Origin of the sequence: Stenotrophomonas sp. ESTM1D_MKCIP4_1 (genome assembly GCF_003086895.1) — a bacterium.
GTDB lineage: Bacteria > Pseudomonadota > Gammaproteobacteria > Xanthomonadales > Xanthomonadaceae > Stenotrophomonas.
This window is the reverse complement of record NZ_CP026004.1, coordinates 239,619-257,245: the sequence shown is the minus strand read 5'-3', so window position 1 is coordinate 257,245 and position 17,627 is coordinate 239,619. Positions and strand designations below refer to the sequence as shown.

17 protein-coding genes are annotated in these 17,627 nt (G+C 67.6%); 3 read left to right on the top strand and 14 right to left on the bottom strand.

Annotated elements, in window-relative coordinates; translation table 11 throughout:
• Position 1 precedes the first annotated feature (1 nt).
• The 3 genes from C1924_RS01110 to aceB form a co-directional block, all read right to left on the bottom strand.
• Positions 2–1,042: a GGDEF domain-containing protein gene (locus C1924_RS01110; RefSeq protein ID WP_108763697.1), complete on the bottom strand. Its 1,041-nt coding sequence runs from the start codon at positions 1,040–1,042 to the stop codon at positions 2–4.
• Positions 1,043–1,350: 308 nt separating this feature from the next.
• The gene (gene aceA, locus C1924_RS01105) at positions 1,351–2,652 is read right to left on the bottom strand and encodes an isocitrate lyase (RefSeq protein ID WP_108763696.1); all 1,302 of its coding nucleotides are present in this window, start codon (positions 2,650–2,652) and stop codon (positions 1,351–1,353) included.
• A 75-nt stretch (positions 2,653–2,727) separates the two neighbouring features.
• The gene (aceB, locus tag C1924_RS01100) at positions 2,728–4,350 is read right to left on the bottom strand and encodes a malate synthase A (RefSeq protein ID WP_108763695.1); all 1,623 of its coding nucleotides are present in this window, start codon (positions 4,348–4,350) and stop codon (positions 2,728–2,730) included.
• Between the two features lie 110 nt (positions 4,351–4,460).
• On the opposite strand from aceB, the gene C1924_RS01095 reads away from it, so the two are divergent.
• Positions 4,461–5,429: a LysR family transcriptional regulator gene (locus C1924_RS01095; protein WP_108763694.1), complete on the top strand. Its 969-nt coding sequence runs from the start codon at positions 4,461–4,463 to the stop codon at positions 5,427–5,429.
• A gap of 131 nt (positions 5,430–5,560) precedes the next feature.
• Positions 5,561–6,469: a LysR family transcriptional regulator gene (locus tag C1924_RS01090; RefSeq protein WP_108763693.1), complete on the top strand. Its 909-nt coding sequence runs from the start codon at positions 5,561–5,563 to the stop codon at positions 6,467–6,469.
• Between the two features lie 117 nt (positions 6,470–6,586).
• Here C1924_RS01090 and C1924_RS01085 read toward each other — a convergent pair whose 3' ends face one another.
• The 7 genes from C1924_RS01085 to arfB form a co-directional block, all read right to left on the bottom strand.
• Positions 6,587–7,843: an MFS transporter gene (locus C1924_RS01085; RefSeq protein WP_108763692.1), complete on the bottom strand. Its 1,257-nt coding sequence runs from the start codon at positions 7,841–7,843 to the stop codon at positions 6,587–6,589.
• 120 nt (positions 7,844–7,963) lie between these two features.
• Entirely contained in the window at positions 7,964–8,590 is a 627-nt protein-coding gene (gene lepB / locus C1924_RS01080) for a signal peptidase I (protein WP_108763691.1), read from the bottom strand.
• A gap of 127 nt (positions 8,591–8,717) precedes the next feature.
• Positions 8,718–9,164: a 3-dehydroquinate dehydratase gene (locus tag C1924_RS01075; protein WP_108763690.1), complete on the bottom strand. Its 447-nt coding sequence runs from the start codon at positions 9,162–9,164 to the stop codon at positions 8,718–8,720.
• Between the two features lie 3 nt (positions 9,165–9,167).
• Positions 9,168–9,563: a hypothetical protein gene (locus C1924_RS01070; protein ID WP_108763689.1), complete on the bottom strand. Its 396-nt coding sequence runs from the start codon at positions 9,561–9,563 to the stop codon at positions 9,168–9,170.
• A gap of 178 nt (positions 9,564–9,741) precedes the next feature.
• Positions 9,742–11,898 carry a peptidyl-dipeptidase Dcp gene (gene dcp / locus C1924_RS01065; RefSeq protein ID WP_108763688.1) on the bottom strand — a complete coding sequence of 719 codons (2,157 nt, stop codon included), beginning with the start codon at positions 11,896–11,898 and terminating at the stop codon, positions 9,742–9,744.
• Positions 11,899–12,009: 111 nt separating this feature from the next.
• Positions 12,010–12,570, bottom strand: a complete 561-nt coding sequence (locus C1924_RS01060) for a lysophospholipid acyltransferase family protein (RefSeq protein ID WP_233614934.1) — start codon at positions 12,568–12,570, stop codon at positions 12,010–12,012.
• Positions 12,571–12,616: 46 nt separating this feature from the next.
• Positions 12,617–13,048 (bottom strand): alternative ribosome rescue aminoacyl-tRNA hydrolase ArfB, encoded by a 432-nt coding sequence (gene arfB, locus C1924_RS01055; RefSeq protein WP_108763687.1) that lies wholly within the window; start codon positions 13,046–13,048, stop codon positions 12,617–12,619.
• A 133-nt stretch (positions 13,049–13,181) separates the two neighbouring features.
• On the opposite strand from arfB, the gene C1924_RS01050 reads away from it, so the two are divergent.
• Positions 13,182–13,709, top strand: coding sequence for a DUF2059 domain-containing protein (locus C1924_RS01050; protein WP_108763686.1), 528 nt, complete (start codon positions 13,182–13,184; stop codon positions 13,707–13,709).
• 85 nt (positions 13,710–13,794) lie between these two features.
• On the opposite strand, the gene C1924_RS01045 is transcribed toward C1924_RS01050, so the two are convergent.
• The 4 genes from C1924_RS01045 to C1924_RS01030 all read right to left on the bottom strand — a co-directional run bounded on the left by C1924_RS01045 (position 13,795) and on the right by C1924_RS01030 (position 17,504).
• Complete coding sequence (locus tag C1924_RS01045; RefSeq protein ID WP_108766928.1) at positions 13,795–14,532, bottom strand: pseudouridine synthase; 738 nt, start codon at positions 14,530–14,532, stop codon at positions 13,795–13,797.
• 100 nt (positions 14,533–14,632) lie between these two features.
• A complete protein-coding gene (locus tag C1924_RS01040; RefSeq protein WP_108763685.1) occupies positions 14,633–15,220 on the bottom strand; it encodes an O-methyltransferase in 588 nt (195 codons plus the stop codon).
• Positions 15,217–16,872 carry a ubiquinone biosynthesis regulatory protein kinase UbiB gene (ubiB, locus tag C1924_RS01035; protein WP_108763684.1) on the bottom strand — a complete coding sequence of 552 codons (1,656 nt, stop codon included), beginning with the start codon at positions 16,870–16,872 and terminating at the stop codon, positions 15,217–15,219. The genes C1924_RS01040 and ubiB overlap by 4 nt, the downstream gene beginning before the upstream one ends.
• Positions 16,869–17,504, bottom strand: a complete 636-nt coding sequence (locus C1924_RS01030; protein WP_108763683.1) for an SCP2 sterol-binding domain-containing protein — start codon at positions 17,502–17,504, stop codon at positions 16,869–16,871. Before C1924_RS01030 ends, ubiB begins: the two co-directional genes overlap by 4 nt.
• Positions 17,505–17,627 lie beyond the last annotated feature (123 nt).

Genomic DNA, 17,627 nt, shown 5'->3' with positions numbered 1-17,627 from the left:
TTCACTGTCCGTCCGCGTTGTCGGCCCAATGCAGACAGTTGCCGCCGGCACGCTTGGCCCGGTACAGCGCACGGTCGGCGCCCGCATACCACTCGCTCCAGTCCGCATCGGCCGCCAGCAGGCTGACGCCGATGCTGGCCGGGGTGACGTGCGGGGTGCCGTGGCTGCGCTCGAGCAGGCCATGCACGGCGCTGAGGATGAACTCCGCTGCATGCTGGGCCGCCTCACGATCAGCATGGCGCAGGATCAGGCAGAACTCATCACCGCCCAGCCGGCAGGCCAGGTCGTGTTCACCGGCCATCGAGCGCAGGATGTTGCCCATGCTCTGCAGCACGCGGTCGCCGGCCTGGTGGCCATGGCGATCGTTGACCTGCTTGAAGCGGTCGCAGTCGATCAGCAGCAGCGCCTGCGGCGTGCCGGCAGGCTGGCTGCGGCACTCCTGCAGGTACAGGGTGAGGCCGCGGCGGTTGTGCAGGCCGGTCAGTTCATCGGTACGCACCAGCTCGCGGGTGTGGGTGAGCTGGTGGGTGGTGATGTACAGGTTGTCCAGCGCGGTTTCCAGATCGTGGTTGCGACGGCGCAGCTGGCTGATGAGCGCTTGTTCGTTGGCCAGCACGCGCATGATCGTGCGGCGCAGGAAGTAGGCCACCAGGCCCGGATCGGATTCGACCAGGCAATGGAAATCGGCCGGCCCCAGTTCCAGCACGTGGCAGTCTTCGACCACGCGCGCGCCGGCGCTGCGCGGGTGGTCACCCACCAGCAGGCCCAGTTCACCGAAGAACTCATGTCGCCCCAGCGTCTTGGTCACCAGGTCCTCGCCGAAGTCCAGCTCGATCGAGCCTTCCACGATGACGTACATGCCATCGCCGCGGTGGCCGCGGTGGAACAGCCATTGCCCGGCCTGGACCTTCATGGGGCGTGCAAAGCGCGCGAACAGGGCCACTTCGTCATCCGACAACAGGGCATGCACGATCTCGGCCATCGCCACCTGGGCGATACCGGTCGTCATGTCGATGTTCTCGGCCGTGCCCCTGCCGGTCATTCCCCGCCGCCAGCATCCCCTGGTGAGTTGCGGAGCATAGCAGTGAATCAAACTGTGCGCGTCTTCTCATTTTTCATGAAGAAGCCGCGATCTGACCTGAAATGGCGGGCAACCCGCATTCAGAGGTACCGTCCGGGCGTGAAGGCCGGGCCGACAAACAACAACGCCGGCAGGTCCCCCGACCTGCCGGCGTCGTCTGGCCTTTCCCTGGCCACCCTGATCGGGCTGATGCCCCGGTAGAGCCGGCCGCTGGCCGGCTGTTCCGGAGGTTGCCGGCCAGCGGCCGGCACTACCGGGTCCAGGCAGGGTCAGGCGGCGCGCTCGCTGCGGCTGCCGTGGAACTGCTCTTCCTCGGTCGAGCCGGTCAGCGCGGTGGTCGAGGATTGGCCCTGGTGGATGGCCTGGGTGACCGCATCGAAGTAGCCGGTGCCGACCTCGCGCTGGTGCTTGACCGCGGTGAACCCGCGCTCGGCCGCTTCAAACTCCGCTTCCTGCAGCTCCACGAAGGCACTCATCTGCCGGCGCGCGTAGCCATGGGCCAGGTTGAACATGCCGTAGTTCAGCGCATGGAAGCCGGCCAGGGTGATGAACTGGAACTTGTAGCCGTAGCTGCCCAGCTCGCGCTGGAACTTCGCGATCGTGGCGTCGTCCAGGTTCTTCTTCCAGTTGAAACTGGGCGAGCAGTTGTAGGCCAGCAGCTTGCCGGGGAACTTCGCATGGATCGCTTCGGCGAACTTCCGCGCGAACTCCAGGTCCGGCTTGCCGGTCTCGCACCACACCAGGTCGGCATAGGGGGCGTAGGCCAGGCCGCGGCTGATCGCCTGGTCCAAGCCGTTGCGGGTCTTGTAGAACCCTTCCACGGTGCGTTCGCCGGTGGTGAACGGCTGGTCGTTGCCGTCGATGTCGCTGGTCAGCAGATCGGCGGCCTCGGCGTCGGTGCGCGCCACCAGCAGCGTCGGCACGCCCAGCACGTCGGCGGCCAGACGTGCAGCGTTGAGCTTTTCGATGGCTTCGCGGGTCGGCACCAGCACCTTGCCGCCCATGTGGCCACACTTCTTCACCGAGGCCAGCTGATCCTCGAAGTGCACGCCGGCCGCACCGGCCTCGATCATCGCCTTCATCAGCTCGAAGGCGTTGAGCACGCCGCCGAATCCAGCTTCCGCATCAGCCACGATGGGCTGCAGGAAGTCGATGTCATCCTTGCCTTCGGCGTGGTGCAGCTGGTCGGCGCGCAGCAGGGTGTTGTTGATGCGCTTGACCACCGCCGGCACCGAATCGGCCGGGTACAGCGACTGGTCCGGGTACATCTGCCCGGCCAGGTTGGCGTCGGCCGCCACCTGCCAGCCGGACAGGTAGATCGCCTTCAGCCCGGCCTTGACCTGCTGCATGGCCTGATTGCCGGTCAGCGCGCCCAGTGCGTTGACGAACTCACGCTCGTGCAGCGATTTCCACAGCTTTTCCGCGCCCAACCGGGCCAGCGAATGCTCGATGTGGACCGTGCCACGCAGGCGCACCACATCGGCGGCGCTGTAGTTGCGCTGGATGCCTTCCCAGCGCGGGTGGGTGTCCCAGTCGTGCTGGATCTGTTCGGCAGTGGGCAGGGTGCTCATGTCTTTCTCCAGTTCGGTGTTGTAGCGCCGGGTGCTGCCCGGCTGGGGTGGGTTCGGGCGGCAGCAGAGGTGCCGTCAGTCGATGCGTGCGTAGGCCGGCAGGGTCAGGAAATCGGTCAGTTCGTCGTTGCGGCTCAGTTCGCCCAGCAGGGCGATCGCCTCGCCGATGCGGGCGCCGCCAGGCAGCGTGCTGGTATCGCCCAGCCGCGCCGGCAGCTGGGCCAGGGCGGTATCGAGCAGCGGCAGGTCGATGGCCGTGCCGTCGTCCAGCTGCTGGCCGGGCGTGTGCAGCCACTGCCACAGCTGGCTGCGGCTGATTTCGGCGGTGGCCGCGTCTTCCATCAGGTGGTGGATGGGCACGCAGCCGTTGCCATCCAGCCAGGCGGCCAGGTAGCGCACGCAGACTTCGACGTTGCCCTCGAAACCGGCGCGGGTGATGCTGCCCGGCGGCCGCGCGATCAGGCCATCGCGGCTCACGTGCACATCCTGGCGCAGCACCTGGTGCTGGTTAGGGGTCGGCATGTGCTCATCGAAGATGGCCATCGCCACCGGAATCAGCGCCGGGTGCGCCACCCAGGTGCCGTCATGGCCGGCGCTCACTTCGCGCAGCTTGTCGGCGCGCACGCGGGCCATGGCCTGCTCGTTGGCGGCGGCATCGCTGTTGATCGGGATCTGCGCGGCCATGCCGCCCATCGCATGCGCGCCGCGGCGATGGCAGGTCTGGATCAGCAGTTCCGAATAGGCCTTCAGGAACGGCTGGGTCATGGTCACCTGGCCACGCTCGGGCAGCACGCGGTCGGCGTGGCGGCGGAAGGTCTTCAGGTAGGAAAAGATGTAGTCCCAGCGGCCGCAGTTCAGGCCGACGATGCGTTCGCGCAGGGCGTGCAGGATCTCGTCCATCTCGAACACCGCCGGCAGCGTTTCGATCAGCACGGTCACCTTGATCTGCCCGTGCGGCAGGCCGAGCATGCCTTCGATGTGCGACAGCGCGGTCTCCCACAGCGCGGCCTCTTCCATGCTCTGCAGCTTGGGCAGGTAGAAGTACGGGCCGCGATCCTTGGCCTGCAGCGCGCGGGCGTTGTGGAAGGCGAACACCGCCGCATCGAACAGGCCACCGGCCAGCGGCTGGCCGTCCACGGCCACGTGCTTTTCGTCCAGATGCCAGCCACGCGGGCGAACGATCAGCACCGCCTGTTCCTCGAAGGGGCGCAGGGTGTAGTGCTTGCCATTGGCTGCGGTGAACTGCAGATCGCCGCGAACGGCGGCGGCCAGCGACTGCTGCCCGGCCAGCAGGTTGCGCCAGGTGGGCGAGGTGGAATCCTCGAAGTCGGCCATGAACACCTTGGCGCCGGAGTTCAGCGCGTTGATGACCATCTTCGGGTCGGTCGGGCCGGTGATCTCCACACGGCGGTCCTGCAGCGCGGCCGGCAGCGGGGCCACGCGCCAGTCACCGCTGCGAATGGCGGCGGTATCTTCGCGGAAGTCCGGCAGGCCGCCCTGGTCGAAGAACGCCTGGCGTTCGCGGCGGGCCTGCAGCCGCGCCTGTCGGCCCGGTTCCACTGCCCGATGCAGTGAGACCAGCAGGGCCAGCAGCGGCGCCGGCAGCAGGGTCTCCTGGCCGGCCACGCGGGTCGCCAGGGCGATGCCGGGGGTGGCCTTGGCGGGGGCAGGGGAAATGGCGGAAGCGACGGCGGACATGGGGCAACTCCAGCGGTGGGGGAACGCCCCCAAAGTGACGCCCGGCCCGAGTATTTGGCAAAACAGTTTTTGCAATGTTGTACATAAGGTGTGCTAATACTTATGACGCCATGAACACGCACAGCCCGCCAAGTCCGCGTTTTTCCTACAAATCCGACCGGCTGAAACCGCTGCGCGCGTTCTGCCAGACGGTGCGCCTGGGTTCTGTCTCACGGGCGGCTGAGGCGCTGTTCGTCAGCCAGCCGGCCATCAGCCTGCAGTTGCAGGCGCTGGAGCGGGAACTGGGGGTGCCGTTGTTCGAGCGCAGTGGGCGACGCCTGGTGCCCAGCCGCGAAGGCCAGCTGCTGTACGAGATGGCGCAGCCGCTGGTGGAAAGCCTGGACGGGCTGGAAGCGCGCTTCCGCGACAAGGTGCGCGGGCTGGATGCAGGCGAACTGAACATCGCCGCCAACAGCTCGACCATCCTCTACCTGCTGCCGAAGATCGTTGAACGCTTCCGCCTGCACCATCCGGACGTGCGCCTGACCCTGCACAACGCGATCAGCGCCGATGGCACCGACCTGCTGCGCGAGGATGCGGCCGACCTGGCCATTGGTTCGATGACCGACGTGCCGGCCGACCTGACCTATGCGCCGGCCTATCGCTTCGAGCAGGTGCTGATTGCGCCACACGACCACCCGCTGGCCAGCGGTGGCGAACTGGAACTGGCCGACATCGCGCGCTACCCGCTGGTGCTGCCGCCGAAACGGCAGATCACCTACCGGCTGGTGGACCAGGTGTTCCAGCGCCACCGCATTGCGTACACCGTTGCGCTGGAAGTGGGCGGCTGGGAAGTCATCAAGCAGTACGTGGCGATGGGCATGGGCATTTCCATCGTGCCGGCGCTGTGCCTGCATGAAAGCGACCACACGCGGCTGGCGGCGCGGTCGATGAAGCGCTGGTTCCCCGAGCGCAGCTACGGGGTGATCGTGCGCCTGGGCAAGGCGTTGTCGGCGCAGGCGCGGGCGTTCATCGAGCTGATCCAGCCGGAGTTGTTCAGCCCGCGCGATTACGACCAGAGCGGGCATTCGGAACGGTAGGGTCTGCTCTTGGTAGGTGTCGACCTTGGTCGACACGGTAGATCCACGCCATGCGTGGATGCGCTTGTCCTACCGGGGGTCAGAGCCCGCCGCTGCGCGACGGGGTCTGACCCCATGTATAGACTGGCCCCATGTCCATCGAACTCCGCCACCTGCGCTACTTCCTGGCCGTTGCCGATACGCTGCACTTCGGCCAGGCCGCCGAGCGGCTGGGCATGTCGCAGCCGCCGCTCAGCCAGCAGATCCGCCAGCTGGAAGAACTGATCGGCGCACGGCTGTTCGTGCGCAGCCATCGCCGCGTGCAGCTCACCGCTGCGGGTGAGCTGCTGCAGGAACGCGCACGGGCCATCGTGCAGCAGGTGGAAGCGGCGGTGGATGAGGTGCAGCGCGCGCAGCGCGGCGAGCAGGGTGAGCTGCATATCGGCCTGACCCGGGCGACGCCACTGTCACCGCAGATTCCACGCTCGATCCTGCACTACCGCCAGCAGTACCCGCAGGTGCGGCTGCAGCTGAGCGAGATGAACACCCTGCAGCAGATTGATGCGCTGCTCGATGGCAGCCTGGATGTGGGCATCATCCGCAAGCGCGCGTTGCCGGCGGAACTGGTGGCGCACAGCCTGTTCGTCGATCCGCTGGCGTTGATCGTGCACGCCGACCACCCTGCCCTGCGCCGCTTGTCGAAGCAGGGCACGCTGGCGCTGCGTGACTTCGCCCAGGAACCGTTCGTCGCGTTCCGGCGCAGTGCCGGTGCCGGCATCCACGACCACATGATCGCGCTGTGTGCCGCCGCAGGGTTCACCCCGCGCATCGTGCAGGAAGCCGGTGAGGCATCGACGCTGATCAGCCTGGCGGCCGCGGGACTGGGCGTGGCGGTGCTGCCTTCGTCGTGTGATCACATCCGCGTGGAAGGCGCGCGCTTCGTGGCCCTGGCCGATGCCGGTGCGCATTCGGAAGTGCAGTTGGCGTGGCGACGCGAAGGGGTGACACCGTTGATCCGCAATTTCGCCGGGTTGCTGCGCGGCGAGTTTGCGGAAGGGTGATGCGGCCGGCCCGGCGCCTTTGGTAGACGCCAACCTTGGTTGGCCGCCCTGCCAGAGCGCCGACCAAGGTCGGCATCTACCAGAGCAACACCGCGCCCGTGCGGAACGTGCGTCGGGTCAGGCGGTGACCGGCTGCGGGGCGCGCTGCTGCAGGGCCCAGATGATGCCGCCGCCAAGCGCGGTCAGTGCACCGGTGAACAGGCAGACACCCAGCCAATCCCATGCGGCATAGGCCAGGCCGCCGAGGGCACCAAGCACACTGCTGCCCAGATAATAGGCGAAAAGGTACAGCGCCGAGGCCTCCGCACGCATCGAACCGGCGCGGCTGCCGACCCAGCTGCTGGCCACCGAGTGGCCGCCAAAGAAACCGAAGGTGACCAGGGCGATGCCCAGCGCCATCGTGGTCAGCCATGGCATCGACAGCAGCACGATGCCGGCGCCGATCAGGCCGAAGGCAATGGTCAACACGCGGCCGCGGCCGTAACGCGTGGCCTGCTGCCCCATCCAGGCCGAGCTGAAGGTACCCACCAGGTACACGCTGAAGATCAGGCCGACCACGGTCTGGCTGAGGTGATAGGGCGGCGCCAGCAGGTGGTAGCCCAGGTAGTTGTAGAGGGTGACGAACACACCCATCAGCACGAACGAGGTGGCGAACAGCCACGGCAGGCCCGGGTCGGCGAACAGCGTGCGCCAGCGCGCGGGCAGGTGGCGCAGGCCGCCACGACGGGCCTGGAAGTGCCGCGACGGCGGCAGCTGCAGCCACAGCAGCACGGTACTGGCGACGGCGATGATCGAAACCACACCAATGCCCCAGCGCCAGCCCCAATGGTCGGCGATGATGCCGGCCAGCAGGCGCCCGCTCATGCCACCGATGGCATTGCCGCCGATGTACAGGCCCATCGCCAGGCCCAGCGCACGGCTGTCCATTTCCTCCACCAGATAGGTCATGGCCACCGCCGGCACACCGCTCAGGGCCAGGCCCAGCAGGGTGCGCAGCACCAGCATCGTGGTCCAGTCATCGACCAGCGCGGTGCACAGCGAAAGCAACGCCGAAACCATCAGCGCGACGATCATCATCGGCCGCCGGCCGATCGCATCGGACAACAGGCCGGCCAACAGCATGGCCACCGCCAGCGTGCCGGTGCTCAGCGACAGCGACATCGCGCTGCCGGCGGCGGACACTCCGAAGTGGCGGCTGAACTCAGGCAGCAGTGGCTGCACCGTGTACAGCAGGCCGAACGTGGAGAACCCGGCCAGGAACAACGCGACCGCCGTGCGCCGGAACGCCGGGGTGCCCTGCTGGATACGGGTGTCGACAGAGGAATCAGAAGTATGGGGGCGGCCGCTGAGGGACGCCGCAGTTTCGCCGGTCATGGGATGGAAGGGCCGTGGAGGCGGCCGACGTGGGGGTATGGCGCCCAGCGTAGGCCCCTCCATCCAGTCGATCCATAACCTGAAAAGTCAGGATCAATATGCAGAACGTATCAATTCGGCTCAGAGGTGCGTCCACTCGAAGCCATCGCCGCGGCGGTAGTAGATGGCCACCGCGCGCCCGTAGACCTTACCGGCGTCGACGAAACCGAAGAAGCGGCCGTCGAAGCTGTTGCCGCGATGGTCGCCCAGCACCAGCAGCTTGCCGTCCGGCACCACCAGATCGGTGATGTCCGGGCCGCCGCCCATGTCCAGGTCGAGCTGGGCCCTGCGCTCACCAAAGGCTTCGGTGTCGGCCAGGTCGGCGATCTGCAGGGGCTGGCCGTTGATGGCCAGATGACCACCGTGCAGCTGCACGTGGTCTCCCGCCACGGCCACCACGCGCTTGATCAGGCGGGTGCCATCGGCGGGCGAATCGAACACCGCCACTTCGCCGCGCTGCGGGCTGCCGGTGGCCAGCAGTTGCTTGCTGGTGAATGGCAGACGCAGACCGTAGGCGCGCATGTCCACCACCACGCGGTCGCCCGGCTGCAGGGTCGGCTGCATCGAGCCGCTGGGCACCACGTAATGGTTGGCCAGGGTGTCGCGGGCAGCGGCAAGCAGGCCGAGCATGACCAGCAGCGGCAGCGCTTCCTTCTTCAACCAGGTGAGCGCGCGTTCGGCAAACGGGGGGCGGGCAGCGACGTCCATGACGGGTTCCGGTGGGTGGAAGCTCGGTCAGACCAGCGGCAGGCGCGGGAGGTTCCCGTCTGCTGCCGGGATGGCTGGGGTCAGAGCCCTTTCCGCTGCGTGGAAAGGGATCCGACCCCGGCATCGCTCAGGTGCCCACGTGCACGCGGTTGCCGTGCTCGGCCAGGCCGAGATGGTCCAGGGCGATGTCCAGCGCCAGCACGTAGCTCTGCGCGCCGTAGCCGGCGGCGATGCCCAGGCGTTGGCCGATGCCTGCCGGCAGGCACGGTTCGGCCACGGCGCCATCGTCGTGCACTTCCACGTAGGTGTTGTGCAGGTAGGGCAGCAGGCGTTGCAGGCGCAGGCTGCCGGCGCAGGCGCCGGGATCGAGCAGGGTGACTTCGCCACGGCTGTGGTCGGCCACGCGCAGCGCGTCCAGCAGCTCCTGTTCCGAACCGCAGGCGCGGATGGCCACGCTGGTGCCGGCATCGATCGCGCGATGGACCAGCGATTTCAGCACCGGCGCCGGCAGCGGCTGGGCGGTGCGGATCAGCGCACCGGCAGCTTCCGGGCCGCGGATGATGAAGATCGACATGGCTCAACCCTCCTGCGCCAGTCGGCGGCCAACGATGGCCAACGACAGCGGATAGCCGGCCTGCTGGCTGCGCTGGTCGGCCACCACGGCGGCCGGCCCGTGCTGCAGGCGCAGGCGTGCTTCCAGGCCCGGTTCGTGGGGGGCCTGCAGTTCGATGTACGGCGCGGGCAGTGCTTCCAGTGCCGCCTGCAGTGCGTGGCCTTCTGCCTGCCACTGCGCCTCGTCGGCCACGCCCACGTCCAGCAGCACCCAGTCGGCGGCGCGGGCCTGGCACAGGCACTGGCGCACTTCGGACAGGCTGGCGCAGTCGTTGCACAGCACGCGGTGGCCGCTCAGGTGCGGCGGAAGCTGCGGGCGCGGCGCCGACGACGGCGCGTGCCGGATCACCAGGAGAGTCATACACCACCTTGCGGAAAGCGCCCTGCGGCGCGGTAGGCACACGATGCGCGTGCGGGCCGTAAAGGTGCGATGGCGGGGGATGGCGTGGGGCGTAAAAGGTGCGTAACGCAAACGGGGCCGGAGCCCGCCGCGCGATGCGCGACGGGATCCGACCCCGGAGGTGCAGCGTTCTACGTTGTTATTTCAGCCCGCGGAACTTCAGCAGCGGTTCCACCGACGGATCCTTGCCGCGGAAATCGCGGTACAGGGTCGACAGTTCCACACTGTTGCCGCGCGAGAGGATCTTGTCGCGGAACTCCTGGCCGTTGGCCGCCGTCAGGCCACCGTGTTCGGTGAACCACTGGTAGGCGTCATGGTCCAGCACTTCGGCCCAGAAGTAGGCGTAGTAACCGGCCGAATAGCCGCCGCCCCAGATGTGGTCGAAGTAGGTGGTGCGGTAGCGCGGCGGCACCTGCGGCAGGTCGACCTTGTACTTCTTCAGCGCCGCGGCTTCAAAGGCGCCCACATCCTGCAGCGGGGCGTCAGCCTTCTGCGTGTGCCAGGCCAGATCGAGCAGTGCGGCCGACAGGTATTCGGTGGTCGCATAGCCCTGGTTGAAGCTGCGTGCCTTGAGGATCTTGTCGACCAGTTCCTGCGGCATCGCTTCGCCGGTCTTGTAGTGCTTGGCGTAGTGGGCGAAGACCTTCGGGTCCAGCGCCCAATGCTCGTTGAACTGCGAGGGGAACTCGACGAAATCGCGCGAGGTGGCGGTGCCGGCGATCGACGGGTACTTCACGTTCGAGAACATGCCATGCAGGGCGTGGCCGAACTCATGGAACATGGTGGTGACGTCGTCGAAGCTGATCAGCGCAGGCTGGCCATCGGCCGGCTTGGTGAAGTTGCAGACGTTGTAGACCACCGGCTTGGCACCGGTCAGGCCGTCCTGCTCGACGAACACATCCATCCAGGCGCCGCCGGACTTGGTGTCACGCTTGAAGTAGTCGGTGTAGAACAGGGCCAGCGAGGTGCCGTCCTTGTCGAACACTTCGTACACCTTCATGTCCGGGTTGTAGGTCGGAATGTCGGTGCGCTGCTTGAAGGTGATGCCGTACAGCTGGGTGGCGGCGTAGAAGACGCCGTTCTGCAGCACGTTGTCCAGCTCGAAGTACGGCTTGACCTGCGATTCGTCCAGATCGTACTTGGCCTTGCGCACCTGCTCGGCGTAGAAATCCCAATCGGAGGCGGCAACCTGGAAGCCACCCTTCTGGGCGTCGATCACCTTCTGGATCTCACCGGCTTCGGCACGCGCCTTGGCGGTGGCGGCCGGCACGGTGTCGGTCAGCAGCTTCAGCGCCGCCGCCGGGGTCTTGGCCATCTGGTCGCCCAGCTGGTAGTCGGCGAAGGTCTCGAAGCCAAGCAGCTTGGCCTTCTGCGCACGCAGCTGGGCCAGGCGCTGCACGGTCTCGCGCGTATCGTTCTTGTCGCCGCGCTCGGCGCGGGATTCCGAAGCCTTCAGCACGGCGGCGCGCTGGTCGCGGTCACTCAGCGAACCGAGCACCGGCTGCTGGGTGGTGTTCTGCAGCGGCAGCACGAACTTGCCGTCCAGCTTGCGATCCTTGGCAGCGTTGGCCGCGTTGTTGATCGCGTTTTCGTCCAGGCCGGCCAGCTTGGCCTTGTCGTCCACGACCACGGCCGCAGCGGCGGTGGCCGCCACCAGACGCGTGTGGAACTGGGTGGACAGCGTGGTTTCTTCCACGTTGAGCTTGCGCAGGCTCGCCTTGTCGGCGTCGGACAGCTGGGCGCCAGCGCGCACCAGGCCATCATAGTAATGCTCGACCAGGCGCTTCTGCACCGGGTCCAGCTCCAGGGAATCACGCTGGTCGTACAACGACTTCACGCGGGCGAACAGCTTCGGGTCGAGGTTGATCTCGTCCTGGTGCGCGGCCAGCTTCGGGGCGATCTCTTCCTGGATCTTCTGGCGCGCTTCGGTGCCATCGGCCTGGACCAGGCCGAAGAAGATGCGCGACACGCGGTTCAGGGTCTCGCCGCTGCGCTCCATCGCCACGATGGTGTTGTCGAAGGTGGCCGGCTCGGCGTTGTCGGCGATCTTGCGGACGTCGGCCAGGTGCTGGCGCATGCCTTCTTCAAAGGCCGGCGTGTAGTCGCTGTCCTTGATCTTGTCGAACTGCGGCGCCTGGAACGGCAGCGTGCTGGCGCTCAGCAGCGGGTTGGTGGAGGCTTCAGCCGGCTGCTGGGCCGGGGCATTCTGTGCTTCGGACACGGGGGTGGACTCCTTGCCGGAACAGGCCGCCAGCGCCAGGCTGATGGCGGCGGCCAGGACTACGGTACGCGACATGTAAAACGCTCCTTGGGCGGACGGTATGGGATACCAGCCCTCCACCCTACTCCTGTCGCACGCGCCCGGCATGTGCCGGTCGTGGCGCCTCGGTTGCCGGCCGTGGCCGGCTCAGACCGTGCCGCGGGTCTTGCCCATCCAGGGCCGGTAGAACTCGCGGATGGCGGCCATGTCCGCCGCGTCATCGCCGGTCGGCGTGAACAGCGGACCGATGCCGATGGTCTTTTCCGGGTAGTGGAAATAGGCGGCCAGGACCGGAACGTCGGCCATCCGCGCGATCTTCAGGAAGCCGGCCTTCCAGTCCTTCACCGCCTTGCGGGTGCCTTCGGGGGTGATGGCGAACCACATCTTTTCGTTGTTGCGCAGCAGGTCCACGGCTTGGCCGACAGTACCCTGCGGCGCGCTGCGGTCCAGCGGGATCACGCCCAGCCTGTGCAGCAGCGGGCCCAGCGGCCACCAGAACAGCGAGGCCTTGCCCAGTACCTTCACTTTCATGCCCAGTGCGATCTTGGCGGCCATGCCCCACAGGCCATCCCAGTTGGACGAATGCGGGGCGATGATGAACACCAGCCTGGGGATGTCAGGCAGGGTACCGGTCACCTTCCAGCCGCCCAGGCGCAGGGTGCAGCGCGCCAGCCAACGCAGGAAAGCGTTGGGTTTGACCTGTGGCATGTTTGGCGGAACGGCCGGCAGCAACGGCGTCGGGTTGTTCAAGCAATCACTCCCAGTCACGTGATGAGCGCCCGCGCTTGATCTGCGCGCGCCCGCGTTTGGCGTCCAGACGACGCAGTTTCGACCCGAGGGTCGGCTTGGTGGCCTTGCGCGGTTTTGGCACGCTCAACCCGGCCTGGATGAAGGCCGCCAGCCGCTCGCGCGCATCCTCGCGATTGCGATCCTGGGTGCGGAACCGTTGCGCATCGATGACCAGCACGCCTTCGCCGGTCATGCGCCGGTCGCGCCGCGCCAGCAGGCGCTCGCGCAACGGGTCGGGCAACGAGGGCGAGTTGGCCACGTCGAACCGCAGTTCCACCGCAGTGGACACCTTGTTGACGTTCTGCCCGCCGGCACCACTGGCACGCACGAACCGCTCGACGATCTCGCCGTCGGGGATTTCAAGCTGCGTGCTGATGGTGACCGGTCCACTGCCCATCCGCGCATTGTAGCGGCAGCCGCGTTGCCGTGGCTGCCATCGCGCCCCGTATGCCGCCGATCAGGCACCGAACACGCCGCCTTCGCCTGTGCAGCGGGTATGCTGGGCTTTCCATGTACCGCAGGAAGCCCGCATGACCCGCTTCATTCCCGCCCTGTCCACCGGTCTGCGCCGCGCCGTGCTGCTGGTCGCACTGGCCGTGGCCAGCGCCCCGGCCCTGGCCGCAGCGCCCACCGATGCCGACATCAACCGCCTGCTGGCCGCCTCGCGCGCGCAGAGCCTGCTGGACGGCATGCTGCCGCAGCTGGAAGCGATGCAGCGCCAGCAGTTCGAGGACATCGCCCGGCAGCGCCAGCTCACCCCGCAGCAGACCGAGCAGCTGCAGCGCATGCAGCAGCGCACCACCGCCACCCTGACCAAGGCGCTGTCCTGGCAGCAGCTGCGGCCGATGTACGTGGACCTTTACAAGAAGAGCTTCAGCAAGGAAGACGTGCTGGCGATGGCCGAGTTCTACGAGAGCTCGGCCGGTCAGAGCCTGCTGGACAAGACCCCGCTGCTGATGCAGAACGTGATGGTTGCCATCCAGGAAAAGATGAAGCCGCTGATGGCCGACCTGGAAAAGGACATGCAGGCGATCCTCAACGAGCCGGAAACCAAATGAGGTAGTGCCGGCCGCTGGCCGGCAGCCCGGCATTGATGGGGTCGGATCCCTTTCCCTTTGGGAAAGGGCTCTGACCCCGCATCGGTTACGGCACCTGCCAGCCGAACAGATCCAGCGCCTTCTGGAACTCGCCATCCACCGGCGCGCGCACGTCCACCGTGCCGCCATCGGGATGGGGAAAACGCAGGCGTTCGGCGTGCAGCAGCATGCGGTGCACGCCCTGCATGCGGAAATTGCGGTTGTGGCGCCCGTCACCGTGGCTGGTGTCGCCAATGAGGTGATGCGACAGGTGCTTGAGGTGGCGGCGGATCTGCCTGAAGCGGCCGGTCTGCGGCTGGCAGCGCAGCAGCGCATAGCGCGAACTGGCGAAGTCACCCACCGGTACCGACAGTTCGCCGGTGGCCAGGCGCTGGAAATCGGTCACCGCCGGCTTCTTCACCGGCTTGCCGGGGCCGCCGTCCAGGTCGTGGTCGACCTGCCAGGCCTCCTCGGCCGGCCAGCCACGGCAGATGGCGAGGTAATCCTTGCTCACCTCGCCGCCCATCAGCGCCTTGCCCAGCACGCTGGCGGTCTCGCGGTCGAAGGCCAGCAGCAGGCAGCCGCTGGTGGCGCGGTCCAGGCGGTGCACCAGGAAGATCGGCCGGCCCAGCTGCTCGCGCAGGCGGTCGGCGAGGAAATCGTCTTCGCCACGGGCCAGCTTGCTGTCATGGACCATCAGCCCGGCCGGCTTGTTGACCACGGCCAGGCGCTCGTCCAGGTGCAGCAGCTGCAGGGGGGCGGTTTCAATCTCGACCGCGGCGAGGGTGTCAGGTTCGGTGCTCACCACGCGATTATAAGGGCGCCCTCTTCCCGGTAGAGCCGAGCTTGCTCGACTGGCGCAGGGGATCAGTCGAGCAAGCTCGACTCTACCGGCGGTCCGGTGATCAGCCGTTGCGCACGGCCAGCAGTTCGCCGTTGCCCACCGGAACCAGGCTGGTGCTGAAGGCCGCGTCGGCATCCAGCAGCGCGCGCAGCGGTTCCATCTGTGCGGCGTGCGAGGTGGCGTTGTCGACTACCAGCAGGCCGCCGGGGCGCAGCACGCGACGCAGCTGCGGCCACCAGCCGGCGTACTGTTCGCGGTCCGAATCGAGGAACAGCAGGTCGATGCTGGCATCGGCGGCGCTGGCCAGCCATTGCCCGGCATCGCCGTGCACCAGGCGGATGCGCCCGGCCAGGCCGCTGCGTTCGAAATTCGCCTGCGCCAGCGCGACCTTGTCAGCGGCGTACTCCAGCGTAGTGACGTGGCCATCGATCGCGGCGGCGGCTTCGGCCAGCCACAGCGTGGAATAACCATTGGAGGTGCCGATCTCCAGCACCCGCCGCGCCTGACCGAAACGCACCAGCACCGACAGCAGTTCGCCGGTATCGGCGGTGATGTTCAGCATGCGCCGGCCGCGATCGGTCTCGCGTGCATCGTTGGCCGCGCCGTGGCGGGCCAGTTCGTCCTTCAGCGCCTGCAGTGCAGCGTTCATCGCCACCAGGCGCGGGCCAGGGCGAAAGCGCCCAACGCCCCGGCCCCCAGGCTCAGCACCGGCAGATCGCCCCAGTACCAGCCGGGCGGCTGCAGCACATACATCAGTGTGGCGATGGCCAACAGGCCCACGCCGGTGATCGCACCCACCGCACGCTTCTGCAACCGTTGCAGGCTGGCATCGAGGGTGACCAGATCGCGCGAGCGCATCGCCAGTTCGTGGCGGCCTTCCACCTGCTGGGTCAGCCAGGCGTGCACCAGGCGCGGCATGTCCGGCGCATGGGTCATGATTTCCGGCAGGCGCTTGCCGATCTCGCGTACGACCCGGCGCGGGCTGTAACGCTCGCGCAGGATCTTCGCCAGCACCGGCTTGGCCACCGCCCAGATGTCGATCTGCGGATCCAGCTGGCGGCCCACGCCTTCGATGTTCAGCAGGGTCTTCTGCAGCAGGATCAGCTGCGGCTGCAGGGTCAGCTGGTAGCGCTGGGCCACCCGGAACAGCTTCAGCAGCACCTCGGCCAGCGAGATCTGCGACAGCGGGCGGGTGAAGTACGGTTCGCACACCGAGCGCACCGCCGCTTCCAGGTCGTCGATGCGCACGTTGTCCGGCATCCAGCGCGCCTGCACGTGCAGTTCGGCGATGCGGCGGTAGTCGCGGTTGAAGATGGCCATGAAATTCTCGGCCAGGTAGTACTGATCTTCCTGCGAGAGCTGGCCCATGATGCCGAAGTCCAGCGCGATGAAGCGCGGGTTGTCACGGCGCGCTGGATCGGTATCGACCCAGATGTTGCCGGCGTGCGCATCGGCGTGGAAGAAGTTGTCGCGGAACACCTGGGTGTAGAACACCCGCACGCCCTTGGCGGCCAGCGCCTTGCGGTCGATGCCGGCCTGGTCCAGCGCGACGATGTCATCGGAGGGGATGCCCCACACCCGTTCCAAGGTCAGTGCGCGCTCGGCGGTGTGGCTCCAGATCACTTCCGGTACGTACAGGTCGTCGCTGTTTTCCCAGAAGCGGCGCAGCACGCTGGCATTGGCGCCTTCGCGCTGCAGGTCCAGTTCGGCGGCCAGGGTGTTCTCGACCTCGGCCACCACTTCGCGCGGGCGGATCTTGTCGGCACGAGGATGGGTGCGCTCGACCAGCGCGGCCAGCGAATTGAGCAGGGCGATGTCAGCATCGATCTGCTTCTCGATGCCTGGGCGCAGCACCTTCACCACCACCTGGCGGCCATCGGCGAGGGTCGCGGCGTGCACCTGTGCGATCGAGGCCGAGGCCAGCGGCTCGGTGTCGAAGCTGGCGAAGGCTTCGCTGACCGGCAGGCCCAGCGCCTCTTCAACGATGCGGCGCGCGGTGTCGCCATCGAAGGGCTTGACCCGGTCCTGCAGCAGGGTCAGTTCGCTGGCCACGTCCGGCGGCACCAGGTCGCGGCGGGTGGACAGGATCTGGCCGAACTTGACGAAGATCGGGCCCAGGTCCTGCAGCGCCAGGCGCAGGCGTGCGCCACGCGACTGCGAGGCGATGTCCGCCGAGGCGCGCGGCACGAAGGGCTTGGCCAAGCGCAGCCAGCGCTCGGCCGGCGTGCCCTGCAGCAGATCGTCAAGGCGGTAGCGCAGGATGACGCGGCCGATGCGGTTGGCCCGCAGCAGCGCCTTCATGCGGCACCCCGCAGGCGCTGCACGCGTACACCCAGCCGCTCGACATCGTCGCGCAGTACATCCACGTCGTCGTGGAAAGCATCCAGTTCGGCACGTGGCACCACGTCGCGCGACTCCTCGGTAATGAATTCGGCGGCGCTGTGGGCCAGGTCGATGGCACCCTGGCGCGCGTGCTGCAGGGCGCTGCGCAGGGTGTTGGCGACCTGCACGCCAAGCACCTCGCCGAACACGCTGACGAAGGGCTGCTGCCAGTCCGGGTCGAAGCCCTTGGCCAGCTGCTGCAGGCGGCGCGCCAGTTCGGCATCGCCGGCCACGCGCACGCGGCCTTTGCCGTTGTCGTTGCCGCGGCGGGCGTTGGCCAGCAGCGGCAGCTGGGCAAGCACGCCGGCCAGGCTGCTGCGCACGGCCAGGTCGGCTTCCTGTGCATCCACCGGGCCGACGCGCAGCATGTCGCCATCGACGCTGATGCGCATCGCCAGCGACGGCGCGTCCAGGGTCAGGTCGATGTGGCGGCCGTCGAGGCTGGCCAGGGCGTGCCGGGTATCCGGATCCAGCGCCAATGCGCGGTTCAGTGCGGTCTGCAGGGCGCGGCCGGCGACCGGCTTGAGGGACGAGAGCAGGGAAAGAGCCATGGGGCCATTCTACCTGCGTGGGTGGTGGGCGGATGCAGGCACGTTGCCGCGGTAGAGTCGACCGTTGGTCGACTGCCCTTCCGCGAACTGCCAGTCGACCAACGGTCGACTCTACCTTTCCCC

Coding starts and splice junctions, on each gene's coding strand:
- C1924_RS01110 (WP_108763697.1), bottom strand. CDS start 1,042: ATGACCGGCAGGGGCACGGCCGAGAACATCGACATGACGACCGGTATC.
- aceA (WP_108763696.1), bottom strand. CDS start 2,652: ATGAGCACCCTGCCCACTGCCGAACAGATCCAGCACGACTGGGACACC.
- aceB (WP_108763695.1), bottom strand. CDS start 4,350: ATGTCCGCCGTCGCTTCCGCCATTTCCCCTGCCCCCGCCAAGGCCACC.
- C1924_RS01095 (WP_108763694.1), top strand. CDS start 4,461: ATGAACACGCACAGCCCGCCAAGTCCGCGTTTTTCCTACAAATCCGAC.
- C1924_RS01090 (WP_108763693.1), top strand. CDS start 5,561: ATGTCCATCGAACTCCGCCACCTGCGCTACTTCCTGGCCGTTGCCGAT.
- C1924_RS01085 (WP_108763692.1), bottom strand. CDS start 7,843: ATGACCGGCGAAACTGCGGCGTCCCTCAGCGGCCGCCCCCATACTTCT.
- lepB (WP_108763691.1), bottom strand. CDS start 8,590: ATGGACGTCGCTGCCCGCCCCCCGTTTGCCGAACGCGCGCTCACCTGG.
- C1924_RS01075 (WP_108763690.1), bottom strand. CDS start 9,164: ATGTCGATCTTCATCATCCGCGGCCCGGAAGCTGCCGGTGCGCTGATC.
- C1924_RS01070 (WP_108763689.1), bottom strand. CDS start 9,563: ATGACTCTCCTGGTGATCCGGCACGCGCCGTCGTCGGCGCCGCGCCCG.
- dcp (WP_108763688.1), bottom strand. CDS start 11,898: ATGTCGCGTACCGTAGTCCTGGCCGCCGCCATCAGCCTGGCGCTGGCG.
- C1924_RS01060 (WP_233614934.1), bottom strand. CDS start 12,570: ATGCCACAGGTCAAACCCAACGCTTTCCTGCGTTGGCTGGCGCGCTGC.
- arfB (WP_108763687.1), bottom strand. CDS start 13,048: ATGGGCAGTGGACCGGTCACCATCAGCACGCAGCTTGAAATCCCCGAC.
- C1924_RS01050 (WP_108763686.1), top strand. CDS start 13,182: ATGACCCGCTTCATTCCCGCCCTGTCCACCGGTCTGCGCCGCGCCGTG.
- C1924_RS01040 (WP_108763685.1), bottom strand. CDS start 15,220: ATGAACGCTGCACTGCAGGCGCTGAAGGACGAACTGGCCCGCCACGGC.
- ubiB (WP_108763684.1), bottom strand. CDS start 16,872: ATGAAGGCGCTGCTGCGGGCCAACCGCATCGGCCGCGTCATCCTGCGC.
- C1924_RS01030 (WP_108763683.1), bottom strand. CDS start 17,504: ATGGCTCTTTCCCTGCTCTCGTCCCTCAAGCCGGTCGCCGGCCGCGCC.